The 22166-nt window shown below is 58.2% G+C and carries 21 protein-coding genes and 7 tRNA genes; 5 read left to right on the forward strand and 23 right to left on the reverse strand.

What is annotated here, in order from left to right:
* Window positions 1-11: 11 nt before the first annotated feature.
* From ADS46_RS06625 to ADS46_RS06695, 15 genes are all read right to left on the reverse strand, one after another.
* Complete coding sequence (locus ADS46_RS06625) at window positions 12-938, reverse strand: YihY/virulence factor BrkB family protein (protein WP_066317916.1); 927 nt, start codon at window positions 936-938, stop codon at window positions 12-14.
* 135 nt (window positions 939-1073) lie between these two features.
* Window positions 1074-1436, reverse strand: coding sequence for a helix-turn-helix domain-containing protein (locus ADS46_RS06630; RefSeq protein ID WP_066317917.1), 363 nt, complete (start codon window positions 1434-1436; stop codon window positions 1074-1076).
* A gap of 27 nt (window positions 1437-1463) precedes the next feature.
* Window positions 1464-1715, reverse strand: coding sequence for a type II toxin-antitoxin system RelE family toxin (locus ADS46_RS06635; protein WP_066318175.1), 252 nt, complete (start codon window positions 1713-1715; stop codon window positions 1464-1466).
* 234 nt (window positions 1716-1949) lie between these two features.
* Window positions 1950-2037, reverse strand: a tRNA-Ser gene (locus ADS46_RS06640).
* A gap of 94 nt (window positions 2038-2131) precedes the next feature.
* Window positions 2132-2638, reverse strand: a complete 507-nt coding sequence (locus tag ADS46_RS06645) for a YiiD C-terminal domain-containing protein (RefSeq protein WP_066317918.1) — start codon at window positions 2636-2638, stop codon at window positions 2132-2134.
* A 2-nt stretch (window positions 2639-2640) separates the two neighbouring features.
* The gene (locus tag ADS46_RS06650; RefSeq protein WP_066317923.1) at window positions 2641-3201 is read right to left on the reverse strand and encodes a nitroreductase family protein; all 561 of its coding nucleotides are present in this window, start codon (window positions 3199-3201) and stop codon (window positions 2641-2643) included.
* 48 nt (window positions 3202-3249) lie between these two features.
* Entirely contained in the window at window positions 3250-4083 is an 834-nt protein-coding gene (queF, locus tag ADS46_RS06655; RefSeq protein ID WP_066317925.1) for an NADPH-dependent 7-cyano-7-deazaguanine reductase QueF, read from the reverse strand.
* 3 nt (window positions 4084-4086) lie between these two features.
* Complete coding sequence (locus ADS46_RS06660; RefSeq protein WP_066317928.1) at window positions 4087-4860, reverse strand: ABC transporter permease; 774 nt, start codon at window positions 4858-4860, stop codon at window positions 4087-4089.
* Window positions 4857-5831 (reverse strand): ABC transporter ATP-binding protein, encoded by a 975-nt coding sequence (locus ADS46_RS06665; RefSeq protein ID WP_066317929.1) that lies wholly within the window; start codon window positions 5829-5831, stop codon window positions 4857-4859. Before ADS46_RS06665 ends, ADS46_RS06660 begins: the two co-directional genes overlap by 4 nt.
* Before the next feature lie 223 nt (window positions 5832-6054).
* Window positions 6055-6129 (reverse strand) — tRNA-Gly (locus ADS46_RS06670).
* Window positions 6130-6151: 22 nt separating this feature from the next.
* Window positions 6152-6227 (reverse strand) — tRNA-Glu (locus ADS46_RS06675).
* A 104-nt stretch (window positions 6228-6331) separates the two neighbouring features.
* Window positions 6332-6406: transfer RNA gene (locus ADS46_RS06680), tRNA-Gly, on the reverse strand.
* A 37-nt stretch (window positions 6407-6443) separates the two neighbouring features.
* Window positions 6444-6519, reverse strand: a tRNA-Glu gene (locus ADS46_RS06685).
* A gap of 79 nt (window positions 6520-6598) precedes the next feature.
* Window positions 6599-6673: transfer RNA gene (locus tag ADS46_RS06690), tRNA-Gly, on the reverse strand.
* A 24-nt stretch (window positions 6674-6697) separates the two neighbouring features.
* Window positions 6698-6773, reverse strand: a tRNA-Glu gene (locus ADS46_RS06695).
* Between the two features lie 311 nt (window positions 6774-7084).
* On the opposite strand from ADS46_RS06695, the gene ADS46_RS06700 reads away from it, so the two are divergent.
* The 5 genes from ADS46_RS06700 (at window position 7085) to msrB (ending at window position 12159) form a co-directional block, all read left to right on the forward strand.
* Window positions 7085-8188, forward strand: coding sequence for a TRAP transporter substrate-binding protein (locus tag ADS46_RS06700; protein WP_066317930.1), 1104 nt, complete (start codon window positions 7085-7087; stop codon window positions 8186-8188).
* Between the two features lies 1 nt (window position 8189).
* Window positions 8190-8699: a TRAP transporter small permease subunit gene (locus tag ADS46_RS06705; RefSeq protein ID WP_066317932.1), complete on the forward strand. Its 510-nt coding sequence runs from the start codon at window positions 8190-8192 to the stop codon at window positions 8697-8699.
* A gap of 3 nt (window positions 8700-8702) precedes the next feature.
* The gene (locus ADS46_RS06710; RefSeq protein ID WP_066317935.1) at window positions 8703-10028 is read left to right on the forward strand and encodes a TRAP transporter large permease; all 1326 of its coding nucleotides are present in this window, start codon (window positions 8703-8705) and stop codon (window positions 10026-10028) included.
* A gap of 30 nt (window positions 10029-10058) precedes the next feature.
* The gene (locus ADS46_RS06715) at window positions 10059-11645 is read left to right on the forward strand and encodes a gamma-glutamyltransferase family protein (RefSeq protein WP_066317938.1); all 1587 of its coding nucleotides are present in this window, start codon (window positions 10059-10061) and stop codon (window positions 11643-11645) included.
* Between the two features lie 115 nt (window positions 11646-11760).
* Complete coding sequence (gene msrB, locus ADS46_RS06720; protein WP_066317941.1) at window positions 11761-12159, forward strand: peptide-methionine (R)-S-oxide reductase MsrB; 399 nt, start codon at window positions 11761-11763, stop codon at window positions 12157-12159.
* A gap of 57 nt (window positions 12160-12216) precedes the next feature.
* Here msrB and ADS46_RS06725 read toward each other — a convergent pair whose 3' ends face one another.
* From ADS46_RS06725 to ribBA, 8 genes are all read right to left on the reverse strand, one after another.
* Window positions 12217-14382 (reverse strand): PAS domain-containing methyl-accepting chemotaxis protein, encoded by a 2166-nt coding sequence (locus ADS46_RS06725; RefSeq protein ID WP_066317944.1) that lies wholly within the window; start codon window positions 14380-14382, stop codon window positions 12217-12219.
* A gap of 225 nt (window positions 14383-14607) precedes the next feature.
* Window positions 14608-17052: an endopeptidase La gene (gene lon, locus ADS46_RS06730; RefSeq protein ID WP_066317947.1), complete on the reverse strand. Its 2445-nt coding sequence runs from the start codon at window positions 17050-17052 to the stop codon at window positions 14608-14610.
* A gap of 91 nt (window positions 17053-17143) precedes the next feature.
* Window positions 17144-18400 (reverse strand): DUF945 family protein, encoded by a 1257-nt coding sequence (locus ADS46_RS06735; RefSeq protein WP_066317948.1) that lies wholly within the window; start codon window positions 18398-18400, stop codon window positions 17144-17146.
* A 48-nt stretch (window positions 18401-18448) separates the two neighbouring features.
* Entirely contained in the window at window positions 18449-18922 is a 474-nt protein-coding gene (locus ADS46_RS06740; RefSeq protein WP_066317950.1) for a phosphatidylglycerophosphatase A, read from the reverse strand.
* A complete protein-coding gene (gene thiL, locus ADS46_RS06745; RefSeq protein ID WP_066317951.1) occupies window positions 18919-19896 on the reverse strand; it encodes a thiamine-phosphate kinase in 978 nt (325 codons plus the stop codon). Before thiL ends, ADS46_RS06740 begins: the two co-directional genes overlap by 4 nt.
* 59 nt (window positions 19897-19955) lie before the next feature.
* Window positions 19956-20459, reverse strand: a complete 504-nt coding sequence (gene nusB, locus ADS46_RS06750; RefSeq protein WP_066317961.1) for a transcription antitermination factor NusB — start codon at window positions 20457-20459, stop codon at window positions 19956-19958.
* Complete coding sequence (ribE, locus tag ADS46_RS06755; protein ID WP_066317967.1) at window positions 20452-20943, reverse strand: 6,7-dimethyl-8-ribityllumazine synthase; 492 nt, start codon at window positions 20941-20943, stop codon at window positions 20452-20454. The genes nusB and ribE overlap by 8 nt, the downstream gene beginning before the upstream one ends.
* Window positions 20944-20972: 29 nt before the next feature.
* On the reverse strand, window positions 20973-22130 hold the full coding sequence (gene ribBA, locus ADS46_RS06760) for a bifunctional 3,4-dihydroxy-2-butanone-4-phosphate synthase/GTP cyclohydrolase II (RefSeq protein ID WP_066317969.1): 1158 nt from the start codon (window positions 22128-22130) through the stop codon (window positions 20973-20975).
* Window positions 22131-22166 lie beyond the last annotated feature (36 nt).

Here is a 22166-nt window from a genome sequence, read left to right on the forward strand (position 1 = left end):
GGGGTGTCAGATCATTCCAGCCGGGTGACGGGCTGGTGGTCAGGGTCGATATACCATGGCAGGCTTAGGCGAGTATTACGTTCCAGTTCGGCAATCACCTGGGCACCCAGCAATAAGATGATCGCGCCAATTTCAAGGCTGAGCAGCACAATCACCAGTGTCGCCAGAGAGCCATAGACGGCGTTGACCAAAGAAAGGTGCGTGAAATAATAGACCAGCAACAGCCGTACACCTTCCCATAACAGCGCTGCAACAAAACCGCCAACTACCGCTCGCCTCAAGGCGATACGCACAACCGGCAGCACCTTGTAGATGGCGCTGAATAACAGGAAAACGCCGACAAAGCTGATCAGATTAAGCACCGGCTCGGAAAATTGCGCCAGCGGCAGTTCCCGCTCGAAAATTGCCAGCACCATCGTATTGAGCGAACTCGCCAGGGTCACGACCAGGGTTAACGCCATCAATCCTGCCCCAAGCACCAGCATGAAGGCATATGGCAGCATCACGGACACCCAGGCACTGCGCTTGATATGTGGCGTCTCTGGCGCATGGAAAATAATCGCCAGCGCATCCTCGAGCATCCGAAAAGCGAACGAGCTGAAAAGCAGCATGATCGGAAAGCCGAAAATGCCGATCACATCGCGAGAATCCAGTATCCCTCTTACGGCTTCCAGCAAAACCTCGGCATTGGCAGGCGTTAAATGACGCGCCTGTAACGCCAACACATTGAGAAGATGCTGCTCGTCCACGACTTGCGCTAACAACACAACCAGCAGAGCAAACAGCGGCACGATGGACAACAGGACGTTGTACCCCACCCCTCCCGCCAGCAGAATGCCGCGGTTCTTCAGAAAATTGCACAATACTCGCCAGGCAAAGTGCAACAACCTGGGTAGCAGAAGAACGACAGCACTAAGTAATGTGCGATTTCGAGCCATTGGTTGCCATTCTCCTTGTACGCTAAGGCCATGATACGCCTATGGCGCTACCTGTGTGCAAGGAGGGCAGAAAACAGGGGGTGCAGCTGACTCAAGCAGGTTGCCGTTCATGGGATATAAGAGAAACCGTGGTCGCTAGGTAAGGTCGCTTAGCTCAACATCCAGCGCGTTGGCAATGCGCGTTAGCACACTTAGCGAGCCAGTCTTTTTACCTGCCTCTATTTCAGAAAGGTACCCCTGGCTTATGCCTGCTTTGATCGCCAGTTCACCGGCGCGTAGGCCACGATATTCGCGGTACACTTTCACGGGGGCTACCCCCTCCAGCAGCGCATCCACCACCGTCAAGGGGAACGACTCCTCACCGCGAGCCACCACCGCATTGGCCGCATCAATATCGTCCTGGTCTTCCAACCGCGCAAGCAGCGCCTTGTACTCCTGCTCGGGCAGTACCACCAACCGTTCGCCGGTGGGCGTTTGAATCACCTGAGGTGTGCTCATGCCGCCTCCTGTTAATTGCCTGGTGCGTTATTGGTACACGTCACCACGGGCACCGATGTTAATGATGTCTAACACATCGCCACGTTCATCAATGATCACCCGCCAATCGCCCACCCGCAGGCGAATATAATCGCTCCCCTTCAACGCCTTCACATTATTGCGTTGACTTGCAGGGTCTGACGCATAGGCCTTGATTTTGCCTTGTATGCGTTGCGCCTCTGTGCGTGGCATCCGCTGCAACGCTTTTAACGCGCTTTTTCGGTAAGTGATCGTCTTCATCACGAACATTATAGCTTATAGCGAAGAAATATCGATATTTTTAGCTATAAGCTAAATATTGATTCCAGGGGGCTTCCCCAGAAACCGGGAATGGCAACGGAAGTCCTGATGCGAGAAGTTCTTTCGGAAAATTTGTAAGGGTAGCCTTCCCAGCCTTGTTCCCAAAACTGCTCCCAAGGCCATAAACGAAGAAGGGGAATCAACATAAGATGTTGATTCCCCTTCAAAAAATCTTGGCGGAGGAGGAGGGATTCGAACCCTCGAAGCCTTTCGACTTACACACTTTCCAGGCGTGCTCCTTCGACCACTCGGACACTCCTCCGCGTTGTTTGCTCTTTTGAGACCAGCGGTGCTTTTCCCAACAGAACGGCGCGTATTCTATGGGCTAAGCTGCCAAATAGCAAGCCGTTTTCGGATCAAGCCTCAGGAAGAACCGCGTAACTGCCGGTCGCCTCCAGGCACAGCGTGTTACCGCAATAGAGCTTTTGGTCCAGCGCAATCCGCCCTCTACCGCGTTCATGAAGCCTGCCGGCGAGTTTTTCCGGGCCTTGGGAGTCTTGCGGGCTGCATACCATACGGTAATCGCTCGTCACCGGCGCATGAAAGCGCTGGCTGGCGTCGGCGACGACCACATCTTGTGCTCTGCCCTGCGCGCGCAGCCATAGCGTTACCCAGCACCAGCCCAGCAGTGTCGCTTGGGCGGTGAGTGCACCGCCAAAACCGGTGCCCTTATCATTCAGGTTGGGCGCCAGCGCCAGTTGCCAGGTAAGCGTGTCACCCTGGCGATCCATCCGTGTGATGCCCAGTGCCCCCACCATGGGAATCGCCTCGCTTAACCACTGCTGAAAGGCAGCAAGGTCATCAGGCCCTTCGGGTAATGCTAAGCGCGGATACGGTACGCCTGCTTGACGACTGGCGGCCATGGCTAACTCCAGCGTTCGACAAAGTCATCAGCTTGATGCTCAGGAAGCGGCTTGTGGCGACCTGCGGGGGTGCCCAGATAAACAAACGCAACGACCTCGTCGTCGTCTTCCAGGCCTAACCCCTTGCGCACCACGGGGTCGAAGGCATACTTGCCGCTGCGCCACATGGCCCCCAAACCGAGCGCATGAGCCGCCAGCAGAATACCGTGGGCCGCGCAGCCGGCAGAGATTACCTGCTCCATCTTGGGCACTTTGGGGATGTCCGGCGTCACCTTGGCGATCACGGCAATGATCATCGGCGCTCGCAGCGGTTTTTTGCGCGCCGAGTCAAGCACGGAATCTCCGGCATGCGGGTCTTCCTGAAACTCGGCCTCGGCGAACAGCTCGCCCAGGCGTTCGCGCCCTTCGCCGCTGAATTCGATAAACCGCCAGGGGCGCAGCTCTTTATGGTCAGGGGCACGCAGCGCAGCCTGGTAGATAGCGCCAAGCTGCTCGGCGTTGGGCGCAGGCTCGTTCAGCTTGCCCATGGAGCTACGTTCGTGCAGCAGCGTAAGTGCGTCCATGATGACTCCATCGATTCAATGAGATGAGCGCTACTTTAGCGCAATCATTTATTGTCTTGCCAGACGCAACGGGCTGGGCGGCGCCAGTCCCGGTGTCGCACGCCAGGGGCTGATATCCAACCCGCCGCGCCGCACATAACGCGCCAGCACCAATAATTCACTGGGTTTGGCGCGCCGCATCAGGTCGGTAAAAATATGCTCGACGCAATGCTCGTGAAAGTCCTGATGCTGGCGATAACCGATCAAATAGCGCAATAGCCCCTCGCGCTCGATCTTCGGCCCTGTGTAGCGAATCATCACGCTGCCCCAATCCGGCTGACCGGTCACCGGGCAGTTGGATTTCAAGAGGTGCGAGTACAGTGTCTCTTCCACCACCAGATCCCCTGTCGTCAGATGATCAGCGCTGGGTGTGTAATCGCTTACCTCGATATCAAGGGCGTCCAGGGACTCTCCCGGCAATTGCTGAGGTGCCAGGGCGTCAGCGTCCACATCAAACAGCTCGACGCTGATCGGTGCTTTTGCGGCACCCGCTAAATCCTGGGTCAGCCTCGCGATCACATCGTCGCAGTGGGCAAAGCGGGTCTGGTTGAAGCTGTTGAGGTATAGCTTCCAGGATTTCGACTCGATCAGATTGGGTGAATCGGCGGGCAAACGAAAGCGTGCGACGGCCACTACCGGTTTGCCACGCTCGTTCAGCCAGGAAACCTCAAACGCATGCCACTCGTCCTCGCCGACAAACGGCAGACTGCCCTCATCAATATCCAAGGCGGCTCGGTTCGCCGCCCGGGGAATCGGGTACAGAAGGTCTGGGTCATACGCTTCCGGATAGGCGGATTCGCGCCCCAATGGCGCCTCCATCAGCGTTTCGGGTCGATGCGACATGACTTAACTCCGGATTCCTTTACCGCGCTCCAACATGCGAAGCGCGACGATAAACAGCACGACGATGAAGCCCAGCACGGCTGCCAAGGCCCAGCCAACCGGGATATCCGATACCCCCAGAAAGCCATAGCGGAAAACATTCACCATGTACAGAATCGGATTGAGCATCGACACGCCCTGCCAGAAGTCGGGCAGCATGGAAATCGAGTAAAACACCCCACCGAGGTAGGTCAGCGGCGTGAGGATAAAGGTCGGCACGATGGAAATATCGTCGAATTTATTGGCCAACAGCGCGTTGATAAAGCCACCGATGGAGAATAGCGCCGACGTCAGCACCACCACCAGCACGGTCAAAAACGGATGCTCGACGGTAAGACGAGTGAAAAACAGCGACACGATGGTCACGATCAAACCGACACCAAGACCACGGGCCATACCGCCAAAGATGAAACCGGATAAGATGACCCAGTTAGGCATCGGCGAGACCATCATCTCCTCGATCGAACGCTGGAACTTGTTCGAGAAGAAGCTGGAGGCCACGTTGGAATAGCTGTTGGTGATCACCGACATCATGATCAGGCCGGGGACAATAAAATCCATGTAGGTGAAGCCGTCCATCGCCCCAATACGCGAGCCGATCAGATTGCCAAATATAATAAAGTACATGGCCATGGTGATAGAGGGTGGCAACAAGGTTTGCGGCCATATTCGCGTGAAGCGCTTGATCTCCTTGAGCACCAGCGTCCACAAGGCGATGAGCGTTTGGCTGGCGTTCATACCTGCGCCTCCTGGGTTTGAGGCTGCTCTGCCCGTTGGTCGATCGCGTTCTGACTGCCTTCCACCATCGACACAAACATCTCCTCAAGGCGGTTGGCACGGTTGCGCATGGAGACGACCTGCAAGCCCTGCTCGGTTAATGCACCAAACACATCGTTAAGCCGCTGGCCGCGATGAATCACCAAGGATAGCTGCGAGGCTTCCACCCGCTGTATGTCAAAGCCCTCCACCACGGGGGGCTCGCTGACAGGGCCAGCAAGGTCCAGCAGAAAGGTCTCCCGGCTCAGTTCGGTGAGCAACTCACGGACACTGGTATTACGGACGATTTCGCCGTGGTTAATGATCGCGATATTGCGGCACAGGCTCTCGGCCTCTTCCAGGTAATGCGTCGTCAAAATGATCGTAGTGCCTTCGTCACGATTGATGCGGCGCATGTACTCCCACATGCTGCGGCGTAGCTCGATATCCACGCCCGCGGTCGGCTCGTCGAGGATCAGCAATTTAGGCCGGTGCATCAAGGCGCGCGCAATCATCAGGCGGCGTTTCATGCCGCCGGACAACATGCGTGCGCTACCATTGCGCTTGTCCCACAGCCCCAGATCGGTCAACAGCTGCTCGGCGCGAGGCAGCGCCTCACGACGCGTCATGCCGTAATAGCCCGCTTGCGCCAGCACGATATCGAGCACTTTCTCGAACTGGTTAAAATTAAACTCTTGCGGGACCACGCCAATCTGATATTTCGCTTTGGAGAAGTCTTTATCGATATCGATACCAAAGACCGACACCTGCCCCTGGGTTTTCTGCACCAGCGAACAAACCACGCCCAAGGTAGTGGACTTGCCTGCGCCATTGGGGCCCAGGAGCGCAAAAAAATCGCCCTGCTGGACGTCGAGATCAATACCTTTTAACGCTTGAAAGCCGTTACCGTACTCCTTGGTAAGGCCACGTATCGACAATGCCGGTTCGGCCATAAATATGTCCTGTCAGCAAAAATAAGGAAGTCATCACATGCGTAGACGTTAGATATTAGGGCGCAAACTATTTTTTCAAACAGTTCTGTCCCGGAAGGCGATAAACAAACAACGGGAGAAGAGAAAGATAGAGGTGGGTGCGCTTGGAGCGGGAAAGACGATTCGACCGGGCTGGCGCCCCAGCTCACGACCCTAGGCAGTATGCCCTATCTAAGTATGCGCTTGGAGCGGGAAAGGAGATTCGAACTCCCGACCCTCGCCTTGGCAAGGCGATGCTCTACCACTGAGCTATTCCCGCAACGCAAAAGACAAGTACGAGATGGCGTCCCATAGGGGGTTCGAACCCCTGTTACCGCCGTGAAAGGGCGGTGTCCTGGACCACTAGACGAATGGGACACAGATGTAAGCGTAATGTTGTTTGGAGCGGGAAAGGTGATTTGACCGGGCTGGCGTACCAGCTCCCGACCCTCGGGCCTATCCATCACTGCAAATCACGCTATTGGAGCGGGAAAGGAGATTCGAACTCCCGACCCTCGCCTTGGCAAGGCGATGCTCTACCGCTGAGCTATTCCCGCTCTGTCACGCTACGCTTAATGCATTCTCGCTATCGGATGGCGTCCCATAGGGGGTTCGAACCCCTGTTACCGCCGTGAAAGGGCGGTGTCCTGGACCACTAGACGAATGGGACGCAATTGGAGCGGGAAAGGAGATTCGACCGGGCTGGCGTTCCAGCTCACGACCCTCGTCTGCTTTACCACACACCTAATTGGAGCGGGAAAGGAGATTCGAACTCCCGACCCTCGCCTTGGCAAGGCGATGCTCTACCACTGAGCTATTCCCGCACTCCGATACCTTAACGATTCAGTTGGCGTCCCATAGGGGGTTCGAACCCCTGTTACCGCCGTGAAAGGGCGGTGTCCTGGACCACTAGACGAATGGGACGTCGCAATGCCTCGTCGAGGTGGCGCGTATGTTACTCAGCCCTTATTCAACTGTCAAGCATTCCCGGCCCAACCACCCTTCTCTAACCGGCAACGTCATTTCCATCAACGTTGGCACATAACCGCCTCAAGATGGTGCGCAAAGCGTAACTGGCGCGCCATCCGAGTGCACTGACCGCCACTGCAACGGTAAGCGACAGCCGATAAGCGCTGTAAAAATCTTTTATTTAAAATAAAATCGATTTTATGGCATGGCGATTGCTAACACCTTGGTGGGACAAATTTTATTTCTCGACCGCCAAGAGGTGACCCATGACCTTTACACGCCGCAAGTTTCTTACCACTGCCGCTGTCTCTTCCACTGCCGGATTGGTATTGGGAGCACCCAGCATTGCGCGAGCACAGTCGTCCGAGACCTTCAACTGGCGCATGACCAATGCCTACGGGCCAGGTTCTCCGTTTTATGTCGAAGGCCCCGGCAGCCCCACCGATGTCATCGAAAAAATCAACACCATGTCGGGCGGCCGCCTCAATATTCAACACTTTGCGGCGGGTGAGTTGATCCCGGCGCTCGAGGGGTTTGAAGCGGTACAGAGCGGCACTATCCAAATGAACGCGGCCAATAGCTACTTCTGGTCGGGCACGACCTTTGCCGCCCAGTATTTCACCACCGTGCCGTTCGGCATGAGCTTTATGGGCCATATGGCATGGCTTTACCACGGCGGCGGTCTCGAGCTTTGGCACGAGCTTTACGAGCCGTATGGCATGGTCGCCTTCCCGCTGAACAATACCGGCGTACAAATGACCGGCTGGTTCCGCGAACCGATTGAAGACATCAGTCAGCTTGACGGCCTGCGCATGCGCGTTCCCGGCCTGGCCGGCAAGGTCTACTCATCCCTTGGCGTCGATGCCCGCGTGCTGCCGGGCGGTGAGATTTTCCCGGCACTGGAACGCGGCGTGATAGACGCCGCCGAATTCGTCGGCCCATTCCAGGACCGCCGTATGGGACTTCAGGACGCTGCGAAATACTATTACACCACCGGCTGGCACGAACCCTCCACCACCGGTGAGCTGCTGATTTCCAAATCCCACTGGGACAGCCTGCCAGCAGACCTGCAAATGATTGTTCGTTCGGCGTGCATGGCCGCCTGTCTGGAAAGCCTGACCTGGTCGGAAGCCGTCAACGGCGAAGCCATGACCGACCTGGTCGATAATCACGGCGTTATCGCCAACCAACTGCCTGAATCGATCGTCAATGCACTGCGCGAAGCCACGCTGGACACCCTCCAAACCGAGGCCAACGCCGACCCTGCCGTGCGCAAAATCCACGACAGCTACATGGCCTTCAAGGCTCAGCACGACCGCTGGGCAGGCGCCAGCGAGCGTGCCTGGCTAAGCGATATCATCGGAGTGTGATATGCGAGCGGTAGAAAATTTAGTTAAGGGTATCGAAGCGCTGGTCCGGCTATTTGGCCGGATCGCCGCCTGGACCTGTGTGCTGCTGGTAGCGTTGGTCTCCGGTGACGTAATACTTCGCTACCTGTTCGACTTCGGTGCCCTGTGGCTGCAAGAGCTGCAGTGGCACTTGATATCGCCCATTGCCCTGTTCGGCATGGCGTATCTACTGCTTAACGACGAACAGGTTCGTGTCGACGTCTTTTACGAGCACTTCCCGGTGCCTGTAAAACGTACCATCGAGGTGTTTGGCGGGCTCGCCCTGCTGATCATGGGCGCATACATCGCCTGGCTGACGCTTCCGTGGGTCGCGCAATCCTTTGGCCGCGGCGAGGGGTCGCCCAATCCCGGCGGCCTACCCTACCGCTGGGTTTTGAAAGCGTTCCTTCCCTTCGGTTTCACCCTACTTGCGCTGCAAGGTCTCGCTCATGCGTTGCGCAATGCGTTCGCACTCCCCGCACAAGGTGACTGACCTATGTCTTTAAATGAATGGCTGGCGATCGGCATGATCGGGGCCTTTTTCATCATGCTGCTGATCGGTATCCCAGTGGCAATCAGCATCGCGACAACCGCCTTTGTGTTTGGTTTTATCGGCTTTGGACCGATGCTGTTCAACCTGCTACCGTCCCGCATCTACGGCGTGGTGACCAATTACACCTTCATGGCCATCCCGCTTTTCGTGTTCATGGGGGTAATGCTTGAAAAGTCAAAACTCGCCGCCGAACTGATCGACGTGGTCGGCCACCTATTCGGTAATGTATCGGGCGGCATGGGGGTGGCGATCATCTTCGTCGGCGTGCTGCTCGGTGCGGCCACGGGCATCGTCGGGGCCACTATCGTGACGCTCGGCCTGCTCACGCTTCCCACCCTGCTGCGCCGTGGCTATCCCAAAGCGCTTGCCAGCGGGATGATATGCGCCTCGGGCACGCTGGGGCAGATAATTCCGCCCAGCCTGGTACTCATTCTACTGGCAGAAATCCTGGGTGAGTCGGTGGGCACCATGTTCGCCGCCGCCATGATGCCGGGATTGACACTGGCAGCGGTGTACATTGTCGCCATTCTGGCGCTCGCCGCCTGGAAACCCCATCTAATGCCACCTATCCCTGCCGAAGAGCGAGCCCAAATGGGCAAGGCGCAATTGTTACGCAAGGTCATACTGGTGGTAGGTCCGCCGGTAGGCCTGGTCGTTGCCGTGCTCGGCTCGATCATCGGCGGCATTGCCGCACCCACTGAAGCCGCCGCCATGGGTGCCCTGGGCGCCCTGGTGTTTGTGGCCAGCTCCGGGCGGCTTAGTATTAACCTTTTGACCGAAGTCGCCAAGGCAACGCTGATCATCTCATCCATGGTGTTCTTTATCCTGATCAGCGCGCAAGTATTCGGTCTCGCGTTTCGCGGTCTGGGCGGCGAGCATCTGGTGGGACGTATGTTCGAATGGGTACCTGGCGGAGAGATAGGCGCGCTGCTGTTCATGCTGCTGCTGATGTTTGTACTCGGCTTCTTTCTCGAGTGGATCGAAATCAGCTATATCGCCCTGCCGTTGTTCTTGCCCTTTTTTATCCAGATGGGCGTCGACATGGTGTGGCTGGGCATCCTGGTGGGGCTGGTACTGCAAACCTCGTTTTTGACACCACCTTTTGGCTGGTCACTGTTTTTCCTTAAAGGGGTCGCCCCCAAGGGCGTTACAACGCTGGATATCTATCTCGGTGTGCTACCGTTTATCGCTTTGCAGTTTCTCGCCATTGCCTTGGTGATACTATTTCCAGGCATCGCCACCTGGCTGCCCGCCGCCATTGGCTGGTAAGCCTCAGGCTCAATAATAAAAGGACAGCTTATGCTCCATACCCAACGTAGCTTCAGCGGTAGCTGTGTCGCGCCGCACCACCTCGCCGCCAGCGCCGGGCGGGATATACTCAAGCAGGGTGGCAACGCCATAGAAGCCATGGTCGCGGCCGCTGCCACTATCGCCGTTGTCTATCCGCACATGAACGCCCTTGGCGGTGATGGCTTCTGGTTAATCCATGAGCCTGGCAAAGCGCCGGTGGCCATTGATGCCTGCGGCCCAGCCGCGGGTCTGGCCAACGCGGATTTCTATGCCGGTAACACTCAGATTCCCGAACGCGGCCCCAAAGCGGCCCTCACCATGGGCGGCACGGTAAGCGGCTGGCAGGAAGCGCTCACGGTTGCCGCCGACTGGGGCAAGCCTCTGCCGCTGACAACCCTGCTGGCCGATGCCATTGAGCATGCACAAAAAGGCGTCGCGGTTTCCAAGAGCCAGGAAACGCTGACCGCCAAGCACCTCGAGCGCTTATCGCAAAGCCCCGGGTTCAGCGAGGCGCTTCTGGTCGATGGCCAAGTGCCCCGTGAAGGCGACCGGCTGCGCCAGCCGCGTTTAGCCGCGACGCTGGAACGATTGGCCACGGCAGGTCTGGATGATTTTTATCGCGGCGAGTTGGCCCAGAGTATGGCCGCCGACCTGGAAGCATTGGGCAGCCCCCTGAGATTGAAAGACTTCCAGGACTATCGTGCCCAACGCGTGACGCCTCTGGAAGTCAGCCTTGCCGATGCCACCCTGTATAATTTGCCCGCTCCCACTCAAGGGGTGGCGTCGCTGATGATCCTTGCCATTTATGAGCGTATTCAAGCCGCCGAGCCCAATGGTTTTGATCACCTGCATGGCCTAGTTGAAGCCACCAAGCGCGCATTCATGCTGCGCGACCAATACGTGACCGACCCGGCACGAGTGCCCAGCTCGCTTCAAGGGCTACTCAGCGACGAACGCATTGCCGCTGAGACTGCCCAGATCGACGCATCCAAAGCGCTGCCCTGGCCCCACGAACCAGCACCAGGCGATACCATCTGGATGGGCACGGTGGATAGCGAAGGTCGCGCGGTCAGCTTCATCCAAAGCATCTATTGGGAGTTCGGCAGTGGCGTGGTGCTGCCGGAAAGCGGCGTGCTGTGGCAGAACCGCGGCATCAGCTTCTCGCTTGATCCCGAAGCGCTGCGCGGACTGGCCCCGGGGCGCAAGCCTTTCCATACGCTTAACCCGGCGCTGGCCCGATTTAACGATGGCCGCACCATGGTCTACGGCACCATGGGCGGTGAGGGTCAGCCGCAAACACAAGCCGCGGTCTTCTCGCGCTACGCGTTTCATCACATGCCGTTGCAGCAGGCGGTTACCGCACCCCGTTGGCTCCTGGGCCGCACCTGGGGCGAATCGAGCATGAATTTAAAACTCGAGGATCGTTTTGACGCCAAACTGGTGGCAGCGCTCAAGGAGGCTGGGCACGACGTCGAAGTGCTCGACGAACCGTTCAGCGACACCATGGGCCATGCGGGGGGTATCGTTCATCACCCAGGCGGGCTGATTGAAAGCGCTCACGACCCGCGCAGTAACGGAGGGGCAGCCAGCGTTTGATGGTATGGCTGGCGATTTTGCGGGATATTGCGCATCCTGAACTCAGGCAGGCAACGTACTGTCAGTGAAGTAGTGATACGCTAGCCTGAGTCAGGAAGCGGGAGAGGAGACCCCCATGGCAAAAATCGAAAAATCCCCGGATCAATGGCAAGAACAACTCACGCCGGAACAGTACCGTGTTACCCGCGAAAAAGGCACCGAGCGGCCGTTTACCGGGGACTACCAGGTCAGAGAAGTGCAGGGTATTTACCACTGTGTTTGCTGCCATGCCCCTCTGTTCGAGAACGAACACAAGTTTGATGCGGGCTGCGGCTGGCCAAGCTTTGACCGCCCGCTTGGCAACCGCTGCGTCGAAGAGCACCAGGACGCGTCACATGGCATGGTGCGCACCGAAGTGGTGTGTTCCCACTGCGATGCCCACCTGGGTCATGTTTTCCCTGACGGTCCTCCCCAAAGCACCGGGTTGCGTTACTGCATCAACTCGGTAGCGCTTGAGTTCCACCCCGACGAATGAGCTCTACCCATTGCGCCCGCCAAGTGGCGGGCGCAATTATCTGGGCGAATCCCGGGGTTAAAACTCATCCCACTGATCCGCAGTTTCACTTTCCACTTCGCGACCTTTTGACGTGGCAGAGTGGTTGGGCAGTGACTTGGTGGTTTTTGCAGTCGCTTGATTCACCCTTTCCAGGTGCGCGCGAGCTATTTTGATGCTCTCTTCCTGAGCCCCTTCCAGGCGGAACGCATCCACCACGTTAGCCAATTCGAAAGCTTCCAGAGACAGATTATCCGCCGACGCGGCGATCGACTGCACCTTGGTGGCATTTTGTTGCGTCACATCGTCCATCTCGGCAATCGCCGAGTTGATCTGGCCGATGCCGCTACTCTGCTCACTGGACGCCGTACTGATCGACTCCATCAGTTCGCTTACTTTGCTGGCCTGGCGCATGACCGAATCAATGGCCTTCTCTGCCACCTCGACAGCACTGCGACCGCCGGTGACTTCCTGGGTGGTGCTGTCGATCATGCGGCGAATTTCCTGAGCCGCCTCGGCACTGCGGCCGGCCAGATTGCGCACTTCGCTGGCCACCACCGCGAATCCGCGGCCGTGCTCCCCCGCCCGGGCTGCCTCAACCGAGGCGTTCAGGGCAAGGATATTGGTCTGGAAGGCAATGCCGTCGATCACACTGATCATCTCGGTCATTTTTTCAGCGCTTTGGGCAATCCGCTGCATGCGCTCCACCAGCTGCTGCATCTGTTCGCCGGTTTCCTGGGTGCTCTTCGCGTTCTGAACCGCCAGCTCGCTCGCCTGACGGGCGTTATCGGTGTTCTGCTGCACGGTCGAGGTCATCTCTTCCATGCTGGAAGCCGTCTCCTGCAGCGACGATGCCTGCTGCTCGGTACGCGAGGCCAGTTCCTCGTTTTCGGCGGCGATCTGCTGAATGGCCGGGGTAACCACCGAGACACGGTTTTCAACGTCACCCACGATACCCGACAGGCTGAAACGCATTGTGTCGAGGGAGTAGAGTAGCTCGCCCAGCTCATCACCGGTTTGGCGACGCTCCCGGGCCGCCAGGTTACCGGCAGCAATCTGGAAGGTCACATAACGTGCGCCAGCCAGACTGCGCATTACCGATTTCAGAATCAGTACGCTCAACCCGATCATGATCAGCGCGCCCAGGCCCACTAGCACCAGTTGGGCAACCAGCATCTGCTGGCGGCCTTGCTCCGCTTCTGCCAACATTTCCTCGGCTGTGCTGCGTTCATTTTCTACCAGCTGGCTGGCCTGCTCGCGCAGAGTGCTCGTGCTAGGAAGCACAACGTCGTTCAACGCTTCAAAAGCGCCGAAGCCGTTGCCATCGACTAGCGCCGTTGTTGCCTGCTCCACACCGCCGCTCCAGTTGTTCAGCGCACTGCCAAAGGATGCTAGCGCCTGGCTGTCGGCGCCTTCATTCGCCTCATAGGCTTCCCAGCGGGCCTGCAAATTATCCAGTCGAACCGCCAGGGCCTCGGACAGCTCGTCGGCCTCCACGCTGCGCGGATTGCGTACGGCAGGCTCCAACTGCTCCAGCACCTGGCCCACGGTTTGTTCGATATGCTGCAAACTGGCCACGTTGTCCAAACCAGAGCGGCTCAGCGTCGTCAGACGCTCGCCAGAGGCCATCAATCCGTAGATACCCAGAGCGCCTGCCATTCCAAGCAGCAATACTGACGCTAACACCATGCCGATCAATTTAGCGCGCAGGCTCGTAAGCTTGAAGCGCGAGATGATGCCTGTCAGCCCCTTGCGTCGAATCGCACCGCGTACCAGGGTGTAATGCCTGGATTTACCCTTCTCACGCATTTCGGCGTAGACCTTTTCCGCCTTGGCCACGGCCTTGGGACTGGCTTTTCGGCGTACCGAGGTGTAGCCCACGATACGGTCACCGTCGCGCAGCGGGGCAAGCGTGGCATGCACCCAGTAATGATCACCATTTTTGCGGCGGTTCTTGACCAGCCCCTGCCAGGTAGTGCCTGACTTCAGGGTTTTCCATAAATCCGCAAAGGCCGCTTCGGGCATATCCGGGTGTCGAATTAAATTATGCGGCGCGCCAATCAACTCATCGCGGGAGTAACCGCTCACTTCAACAAACGTCGGGTTCGCGTAGGTCACGTTGCCTTTCAAATCCGAGCGCGATATCAGTACGGTCTCTTCGGTTAATGGGTATTCTTGCTGCGTGATGGGTTGGTTGTTGCGCATAGTGATCCCTGTGGAGAATGTATTTTTTTGAAAAGCTTTTACCGATATCGACCTTGAGCGTAAAAACTAAATAGTGATCTACAAAGAAAAAAACGCTACCCAAAGGGGTAGCGTTTAAAAGGTTATACAGGGCTAAACGTTAATTGCCAGAGCGCCTAATTTAACGATGATAATCGATAGCCGCATCATCAATTAAGCAAGTCAATTATTCATTCGCTTAATTAGCTATTTGAATACGACCTTGGCCACGTCACGATAGCGGTTGGCAAAGTGCACCGTCATGCCCTCTCTGAGGTAATCGGGCAGCTCTTCATAATCACGCCGGTTTGCCTCTGGCAGGATGACTTCAAAGATGTCACTGCGGCGCGCCGCAATCACTTTTTCGCGAATCCCGCCCACGGGCAGCACCTGGCCGGTGAGTGTCAATTCCCCCGTCATGGCCAGCGGCCGGTCTATGGCCTGATGCCTCGCCAGTGACAGCAGCGCCGTCGTCATGCTGACCCCCGCCGAGGGGCCATCCTTGGGCGTGGCGCCCTCCGGCACATGCAAGTGCACAAAGGCAGAGTCGAAAAAGTCGCTATCGGCACCGTATTCCTGCAGATGGCCAAGCGTATAGCTGTAGGCAATATTGGCCGACTCCTGCATGACATCGCCAAGTTTGCCGGTAAGCTTGAAGCCGCGATCCAGTGAATGAACCTTGCCCGCCTCAATGGGCAAGGTGGCGCCGCCCATCGCTGTCCAGGCAAGCCCGGTCACCACGCCTTCGCCTTTGAGGACTTTTTCCTTGCGGAAGATGGGCGCGCCCAGGAATTCTTCAAGGTTCTTCACCGACACCTTGACGGTCTCAACGTCATCTTCCAGCAGCTTGACGGCCGCCTTGCGCACAATGCGGTGCAGCTGTTTCTCCAACTGACGCACCCCTGCTTCCCGGGCGTAGCCCTCAATCACTTGCTTGAGCGCGGCGTCACTGAGCTGAATGCGCTTCTTGGGCAGGTTGTCGCGCTTGAGCAGCTTGGGCCATAGATGGTGCTTGGCAATGGCCAGCTTTTCCTCGGCGATGTAGCCCGACAGGCGAATTTGCTCCATGCGATCCAAGAGCGCACTGGGTATGGAATCCAGGGTGTTGGCCGTACACACGAACAGCACCTTGGAGAGGTCCATGCGGACATCCAGATAGTGGTCGAGGAAATCGACGTTCTGCTCCGGGTCGAGCACCTCGAGCAGTGCCGATGCCGGATCCCCCTGGAAGGACTGGCCCAGCTTGTCGATCTCATCCAGCATGATCACCGGATTCTCGACTTCGACTTCCTTGAACGCCTGGATCAGCTTGCCGGGCATCGCGCCGACATAGGTACGACGGTGCCCCTTGATCTCGGCTTCATCGCGCATGCCGCCGACAGAAAAGCGATAGAACTGACGCCCCAGCGCCTCGGCAATCGAACGGCCGACAGAGGTTTTACCCACGCCGGGCGGGCCTACCAGCAGCAGGATCGAGCCGCCAACATCACCCTTGAAGGACCCTTCGGCGAGAAATTCAACAATCCGTTCCTTGACGTCTTTCAAGCCGTCGTGATCACGGTCCAGGACTTGCCGGGCATGATTCAGATCCAATTGATCCGGGCTGGTCACGCCCCATGGCAGCGACGTCAGCCAGTCCAGATAATTGCGCGTGGTGCCGTACTCAGGCGAACCGGTTTCCAGTACGCTGAGCTTGTCCAGTTCATCGTCAATCCGCGATTGAACCCGCTCGGGCACCACCAGTGACTCCAGGCGGGCGCGGAAGGTATCCACATCGTTTTCGCGGTCGTCCTTGGAAATGCCCAGCTCGCGCTGAATGACCTTCAACTGCTCGCGCAGGAAGAACTCACGCTGGCGCTCCTGCATCTGCGCGTTGACCTGCTCGCTGATTTCGCTTTGCAGCTGGGCAACGTCGATTTCCTTGCGCAGCAGCGGCAGTACCTTCTGCATCCGCTCGGCAACATCCAGCGTCGACAGCACATCCTGAAGCTCCGGTCCCTTGGCCGACGTGATCGCCGCGGCAAAATCAGTCAGCGGGCCTGGCTGGTGCGGACTGAAGCGGTTCAGGTAGTGTTTCAGCTCCTCACCGTAGAGTGGATTAATGGGCAGTAATTCCTTGATCCCATTAATAATCGCCATCGCATAGGCGCGGGTTTCTTCGTTTTCTGCATCCACCGGCTCTTTCGGGTAGCTCACCTCAACCAGGTAAGGCGGCGTGCTGGAAAGCCAACGCTGGATCTTGAAGCGCTGCACCCCTCGGGCAATAAACTGGATCTGCTGATCCTCACCCTTCATCTTGTGGACTTTGACCGCCGTGCCAATGGTCGGAAAGCCTTCGCTATCCAGGTCGTCGATCCCTTGCTCGCCCACATAGGCAACCCCCACGGTCTGGTGCGGGGTATTGCCCACCCGGCGCATGGTTTCTTCCCAGCGCTCACGGTTGATGACCAACGGCTGCACCTGGGCGGGAAAGAAGGGCCGATTATGGATCGGTAACAGGTAGATACGTTCGGGTAGCATGTCACTGGCGGGCACCATTGAGCTGACACGCTCACCATCTGATCGGAATTGGTCTTCCTCACCCTGCGAAGTCGGGTCGCTGTCGTCCTGCACGTTAAATTGGTCGTCTCGGTCGAATTCCTGGTCGCTCATGCACCCTCCAATCAACACCTGCCGGTGGCGATTGCCGCTCGGCTTTGTGAAGGAAATGCGGGCACATCAGACAAACTTCAACCGTTGACGGTCAGGGCCATAGATCAGGCATGGGACGACCATTGACGCGCCACTGGCCACGCACCACGTCGAATGCCAGCTCCTGGGTACCCAACGGCAACCCCAGCCAGAGGGCCGCGACGGTCGGCGCATCGTGCCAGGTAAAGTCCCCGTCGATACGCTCCCGCCAGCGCGCCTGCTCTTCAGGCTCATCCAGCTTGGTGATGTCCAGTTCATCGAGTTGGCGGTTATCAAAGAACAGGGCGCCATCGGCATCCAGCCGAATTCCCAGCAGCGGGCTGTCGGCAGCGATGGTCGAGACATCCAGCCGCGGTGAATCGCTTAACAGCTGTCGCAAATCGGGCTTCAGGCGTGTCAGGGTTCCCTCCGCCAAAGGTAGGCGGGCATCTCCCCAGGCAGCCTCCTGGCGCAGTTGACGAATGGTATCGCGCACCGCATCGGCATTGATCCGCGAAAGCTCCATTACCGTATGGGCGTTTTGCAGTAACGGCGTGTCCGGCGCTTCGGAAGGCACACTGACCTCACCGATACGCAGTTCGCCTTTCAGGCGCAACTCCTGCTCATCGAGCATCATCCGGCTGCTGAGGTCAATCGGCGCCATATGCACATCAAAGGCGGGGTAAGTCAGCGCCACGTTATCGATATGCAGGGAATCGGACTGAGTAAAGTGATAGGCATCCTCGGTGTAGGTGTAACGGCTCTCCAACGCCGAAGGCCCGATACGCAGCTCCGCCGGACCATCGGTAATCGTCAGTTGATCCATCATCGCCCGCAGTCGCCAATCGCCGTAAACCCCCTCTAAGCGCAGCCGACCACCGCGCACCGTTAACTCTCTGCCGTTTTGCTGGATAACGAAGGGAGCCAGCGCCAGACGCAGCTCGCTGTGTCCACTCAAGGTGTGGTAGGTGCCCTGCCAACGTGGCACGGAAGGCGCAGAGACTTCGCCCAGCGCTTGCTGGAGGACGGTATCGAGGCGGGGTAAAAGCGTGCCTTCCACGTCGGTGCTTAAAATACCGTGGCGGGCGGTATAGTTAAGCTCCAGACGCCAGGGCCGCCCGAGCAAAGGCGAAAGAATCAACCGACCCTGCGAACTTAACCACCCCTGATCGCTTTCGGTACGCGTCACCCGCCACTCGCCCCGGGCGGCCAGATCATCCAGCGCCTGACGCAGACTGCGCTCGAACAACACGCTGGAAAGCAGCTGTGCCGCTACCCATAGCACAGCTATGATCGCCAGAACGGGGACAATCAAACGTTCCTTGCGCATGGCATCTCCCTTGAGCCAAACGCGCCAACGCGCAGCGCTATTAAACGGTCAATGCAACCAAAACCACAGATGCATTATGCTCCAGGCGTAGATCCCTGCCATCACATCATCGATCATGATGCCAAACCCGCCGGCCACCCGTCGGTCCGCCCAGCGGATGGGCCAAGGTTTGAACACATCGAAAATGCGGAACACCACAAAGCCCCACAGTGCGGACTCCCATGAAAACGGCACTGCCGCCATGGTGATCCAGTAGCCGACAAATTCATCCCAAACGATCCCGGAGTGATCATGCACGCCCAAATCGTGGGACGTTCTATCACATAGCCATACGCCAACCACAAAGGCGACAAAAACGATGCTTGCATACCAGCCTAGCGATAAATCGGCCATTAACCAATAAAAAGGAATCGCCGCCAGCGTGCCAAACGTACCCGGCGCAAAGGGCACGGCACCGCTGCCAAGCCCGAAGGCAAAAAAATGCGTGGGCCGACGCCAAACGCTCCCAGGGGCATGATTCATGGCGTCTCTCCCTTGAAATGCTGCCAGCCGTGATAGCGCTGAACGGGAAGTCCATGCACGCCTGGGATGTCGCTGCACTCACCAATCACGTGGAGCGGAACGCCTGACACTGCCAGCTGCTGGCGCGCTTTTTCGACATGAGCCGAGGGCAACGTCACCAATAGTTCATAGTCGTCGCCGCCGGTCAATGCGGCCTGGCGAGCCGTTTCTGGACCCAGGGCCTGTTCCAGGCCTTCAGCCAGGGGCAATGCCTCCAGCGATAACCTTGCACCTACGCCAGACGCCTCGCGCAGATGGCCCAGGTCAGCTAACAGTCCGTCTGAAATATCGATCGCCGCAGTCGCCCACTCGCGCAGCGCTTCACCTGCGGCCAAGCGCGGCGTGGGCCATAAATAGCGCTCAAGCAGCGGGTGTGCGCTGTCGCGTTCACCCTGTTGCCACAGCGCCAAACCGCCAGTTCCCCCACCCAGGGCGCCGGTCACCGCAATCACATCGCCAGGTCGGGCACCGCTACGCGTCAGCGCCGTGGCATTGGGCACATCCCCCATGACGGTCACGGCGATGGAAAGCAGGCCCGACGTGACGTCGCCACCCACCAGCGTTGTGGCGTGCCGACCGGCCAGTGTGGCAAAACCCTGCGCATAGCCCGAGAGCCAGGCATCGGCAGCGTTATCGTCAGCAAACTGCGACTGATCAAGTGTCAGCGCCATCACGCACCAGCGTGACGTCGCCCCCATGGCGGCCAGGTCACTCAGGGCCACGGCCAGCGCACGGTGCCCAATGGCCTCAGCGGGCGCGTCGCCGGGGAAGTGAACGTCCACCACCGACGTATCCACGCTCACCACAAGCTGGCGGCCTGGTTGCGGGTTAAGCAAGGCAGCGTCATCGCCGATCCCCAGCGCCACACCCTGCTGGTGGACGTCATGGGTCGGCAACGTGAAATAACGTCGAATCAGATCAAATTCGGCAAGCACAAAGGCCCCTTGAACGCAGCGTCAGCAAGAACGCGCCGTTACCCGGTCCATGGGGCCGGTTAGCGACGACGCGCACTGACTTCAGCACTCCGCAAGCGAATAGCTAACTTGTCGAGAATACCGTTCACGTATTTATGGCCGTCGGTGGCACCAAACGACTTGGCCAACTCAACGCCTTCGTTAATGACCACGCGATAAGGCACTTCCATACGCCGCGACAATTCGTAGGCCCCCAGGCGAAGGATGGCCAGCTCGACGGCATCCAGGTCTTCCAGACGGCGGTCAAGCAACGGCGCTATCTCACGGTCCAACTCTGCCTTGAAACGGGACGTATTGATCAACAGCTCGTGAAACAGCGCCTTATCGGCAATTTCCATCACCTTGGCCCAATTCTCATAATCTTCCATGTCGGCATCGGGCAGATGGCTGCGGAACTCGGCTTCAATGGTGTTGATCGGTTTACCGGTCATGTGCCACTGATACAGCCCCTGCACCGCCAGCTCACGCGCCGCCTGTCGGCCTTGCTGGGCAGCCGAGGGTTTGCGCTCGCGACGTTCACTCATGAGCATCACCCGACGCAATAGCGCGCAACAGCGACACCATTTCCATGGCCGCCATGGCCGCTTCGGTCCCTTTGTTACCGGCTTTGGTACCGGCACGCTCGATGGCCTGCTCGATCGACTCCACGGTCAGCACGCCGTTGGCGATTGGCGTATCGAACTCGAGCTGCAGCTGGTTGAGGGCGGTGTTGCAGCCGCCCGCCACATATTCAAAGTGCGGCGTACCGCCCCGTATCACCGCCCCCAGGGCGATGACCGCGTCAGGTTTCACCACCTTGAGGACACGCTTGACGGCCAGCGGCAGTTCCCAGGCGCCGGGGACATGCACAATGTCGATGTGCTCCATATCAACGCCATGGCGAACCAGGCTGTCGACGGCGCCCTCCACCAGACTATCGACGACGTGGTGATTGAAACGGCCAACCACGATGACATAACGGCCATCAACGTCGACAAAGGTACCTTCAACTTGAGAAAGGGATTGCATCAATTTATACCTGCTAAAGTGTATACCGGCTAAGAGGTGGACTCATCGGACGTATCGTTCGGCCCCAGCCGCTCGACGACTTCCAGGTCAAAGCCGGAAAGTGCCGAGAACTTCCAGGGCGAACTGAGCAAACGCATTTTACCCACACCAAGATGGCGCAGTATTTGCGAGCCGGTGCCGATCGTTAAGTAATTACCTGCGCCGTCAGAATCGCTGGTGCGGGGCTGGCGCACGCGCTCCAGGAAAATATCCAACTGGTCTTTAAGGTCTTGATTCGGGCGCCCGTCATCAATCAGCACCAGTACGCCCGTGGGGGCCTCGGCTATTTCGACCAGCGCTCGCTGGGCATCCCAGCGACATTGCTCGCCTTTGGTCAGCCCCAGCACATCGCGCAAGGTGTCGGCCAGGTGGACCCGCACCGTCGTAGGCTGTGCGGGTGTTGGCTGGCCGTTGACCAGGGCCAAGTGATGCGCGCCCTGAATACGGTCGCGAAACACATGCAGCATCATCTCGCCCTGGGTGGTCATGATCGGCGAGGCTTCAATATGGTCGACTGTCTGCTCATTGACGATGCGGTAGTGGATCAAATCGGCAATGGTGCCCATCTTGATGCCGTGCTCTTCAGCAAATGCTTCAAGCTCGGGACGGCGCGCCATGCTGCCATCGTCGTTCATGACCTCGCAAATTACACCGCTCGGATCACAGCCCGCCAGGGCCGCCAGGTCGCAGGCGGCCTCGGTATGGCCGGCACGACGCAACACACCGCCGGGTTCGGCCATCAGAGGAAAGATATGCCCCGGCTGGACGATATCCGTGGGCTTGGCATGCGGGGCGACAGCGGCCTGGACGGTCCGCGCCCGGTCAGCGGCGGAAATCCCCGTCGTCACGCCTTCGGTTGCTTCGATCGACAGGGTGAACTTGGTGCCAAACCCCGAACCGTTGTCACGTACCATCAGCGGTAGATTCAGCTGCTCGCAGCGCGCCCGTGTCATCGGCAAACAGATCAAGCCACGGGCAAAACGCGCCATGAAGTTGATATGCTCCGCCTGGACTTTTTCAGCGGCCATGATGATATCGCCTTCATTTTCGCGATCCTCGTCGTCCATGAGGATCACCATTTTGCCCTGGCGAATATCGTCGACAAGTTCAGCAATGGGGGCTAATCCCCCAGAGGAAGCGTGCGCCATGGAATCTCCAATAAAAATTGTCGCAATGGGTGCGAT

It is taken from the genome of Halomonas sp. G11 (assembly GCF_001663515.1).
Classification (GTDB): domain Bacteria; phylum Pseudomonadota; class Gammaproteobacteria; order Pseudomonadales; family Halomonadaceae; genus Vreelandella.

Excerpts from the sequence above, each read along its gene's own strand:
- ADS46_RS06625 (WP_066317916.1), bottom strand. The coding sequence starts at position 938 with ATGGCTCGAAATCGCACATTACTTAGTGCTGTCGTTCTTCTGCTACCC.
- ADS46_RS06630 (WP_066317917.1), bottom strand. The coding sequence starts at position 1,436 with ATGAGCACACCTCAGGTGATTCAAACGCCCACCGGCGAACGGTTGGTG.
- ADS46_RS06635 (WP_066318175.1), bottom strand. The coding sequence starts at position 1,715 with ATGAAGACGATCACTTACCGAAAAAGCGCGTTAAAAGCGTTGCAGCGG.
- ADS46_RS06645 (WP_066317918.1), bottom strand. The coding sequence starts at position 2,638 with ATGGCCGCCAGTCGTCAAGCAGGCGTACCGTATCCGCGCTTAGCATTA.
- ADS46_RS06650 (WP_066317923.1), bottom strand. The coding sequence starts at position 3,201 with ATGGACGCACTTACGCTGCTGCACGAACGTAGCTCCATGGGCAAGCTG.
- queF (WP_066317925.1), bottom strand. The coding sequence starts at position 4,083 with ATGTCGCATCGACCCGAAACGCTGATGGAGGCGCCATTGGGGCGCGAA.
- ADS46_RS06660 (WP_066317928.1), bottom strand. The coding sequence starts at position 4,860 with ATGAACGCCAGCCAAACGCTCATCGCCTTGTGGACGCTGGTGCTCAAG.
- ADS46_RS06665 (WP_066317929.1), bottom strand. The coding sequence starts at position 5,831 with ATGGCCGAACCGGCATTGTCGATACGTGGCCTTACCAAGGAGTACGGT.
- ADS46_RS06700 (WP_066317930.1), top strand. The coding sequence starts at position 7,085 with ATGACCTTTACACGCCGCAAGTTTCTTACCACTGCCGCTGTCTCTTCC.
- ADS46_RS06705 (WP_066317932.1), top strand. The coding sequence starts at position 8,190 with ATGCGAGCGGTAGAAAATTTAGTTAAGGGTATCGAAGCGCTGGTCCGG.
- ADS46_RS06710 (WP_066317935.1), top strand. The coding sequence starts at position 8,703 with ATGTCTTTAAATGAATGGCTGGCGATCGGCATGATCGGGGCCTTTTTC.
- ADS46_RS06715 (WP_066317938.1), top strand. The coding sequence starts at position 10,059 with ATGCTCCATACCCAACGTAGCTTCAGCGGTAGCTGTGTCGCGCCGCAC.
- msrB (WP_066317941.1), top strand. The coding sequence starts at position 11,761 with ATGGCAAAAATCGAAAAATCCCCGGATCAATGGCAAGAACAACTCACG.
- ADS46_RS06725 (WP_066317944.1), bottom strand. The coding sequence starts at position 14,382 with ATGCGCAACAACCAACCCATCACGCAGCAAGAATACCCATTAACCGAA.
- lon (WP_066317947.1), bottom strand. The coding sequence starts at position 17,052 with ATGAGCGACCAGGAATTCGACCGAGACGACCAATTTAACGTGCAGGAC.
- ADS46_RS06735 (WP_066317948.1), bottom strand. The coding sequence starts at position 18,400 with ATGCGCAAGGAACGTTTGATTGTCCCCGTTCTGGCGATCATAGCTGTG.
- ADS46_RS06740 (WP_066317950.1), bottom strand. The coding sequence starts at position 18,922 with ATGAATCATGCCCCTGGGAGCGTTTGGCGTCGGCCCACGCATTTTTTT.
- nusB (WP_066317961.1), bottom strand. The coding sequence starts at position 20,459 with ATGAGTGAACGTCGCGAGCGCAAACCCTCGGCTGCCCAGCAAGGCCGA.
- ribE (WP_066317967.1), bottom strand. The coding sequence starts at position 20,943 with ATGCAATCCCTTTCTCAAGTTGAAGGTACCTTTGTCGACGTTGATGGC.
- ribBA (WP_066317969.1), bottom strand. The coding sequence starts at position 22,130 with ATGGCGCACGCTTCCTCTGGGGGATTAGCCCCCATTGCTGAACTTGTC.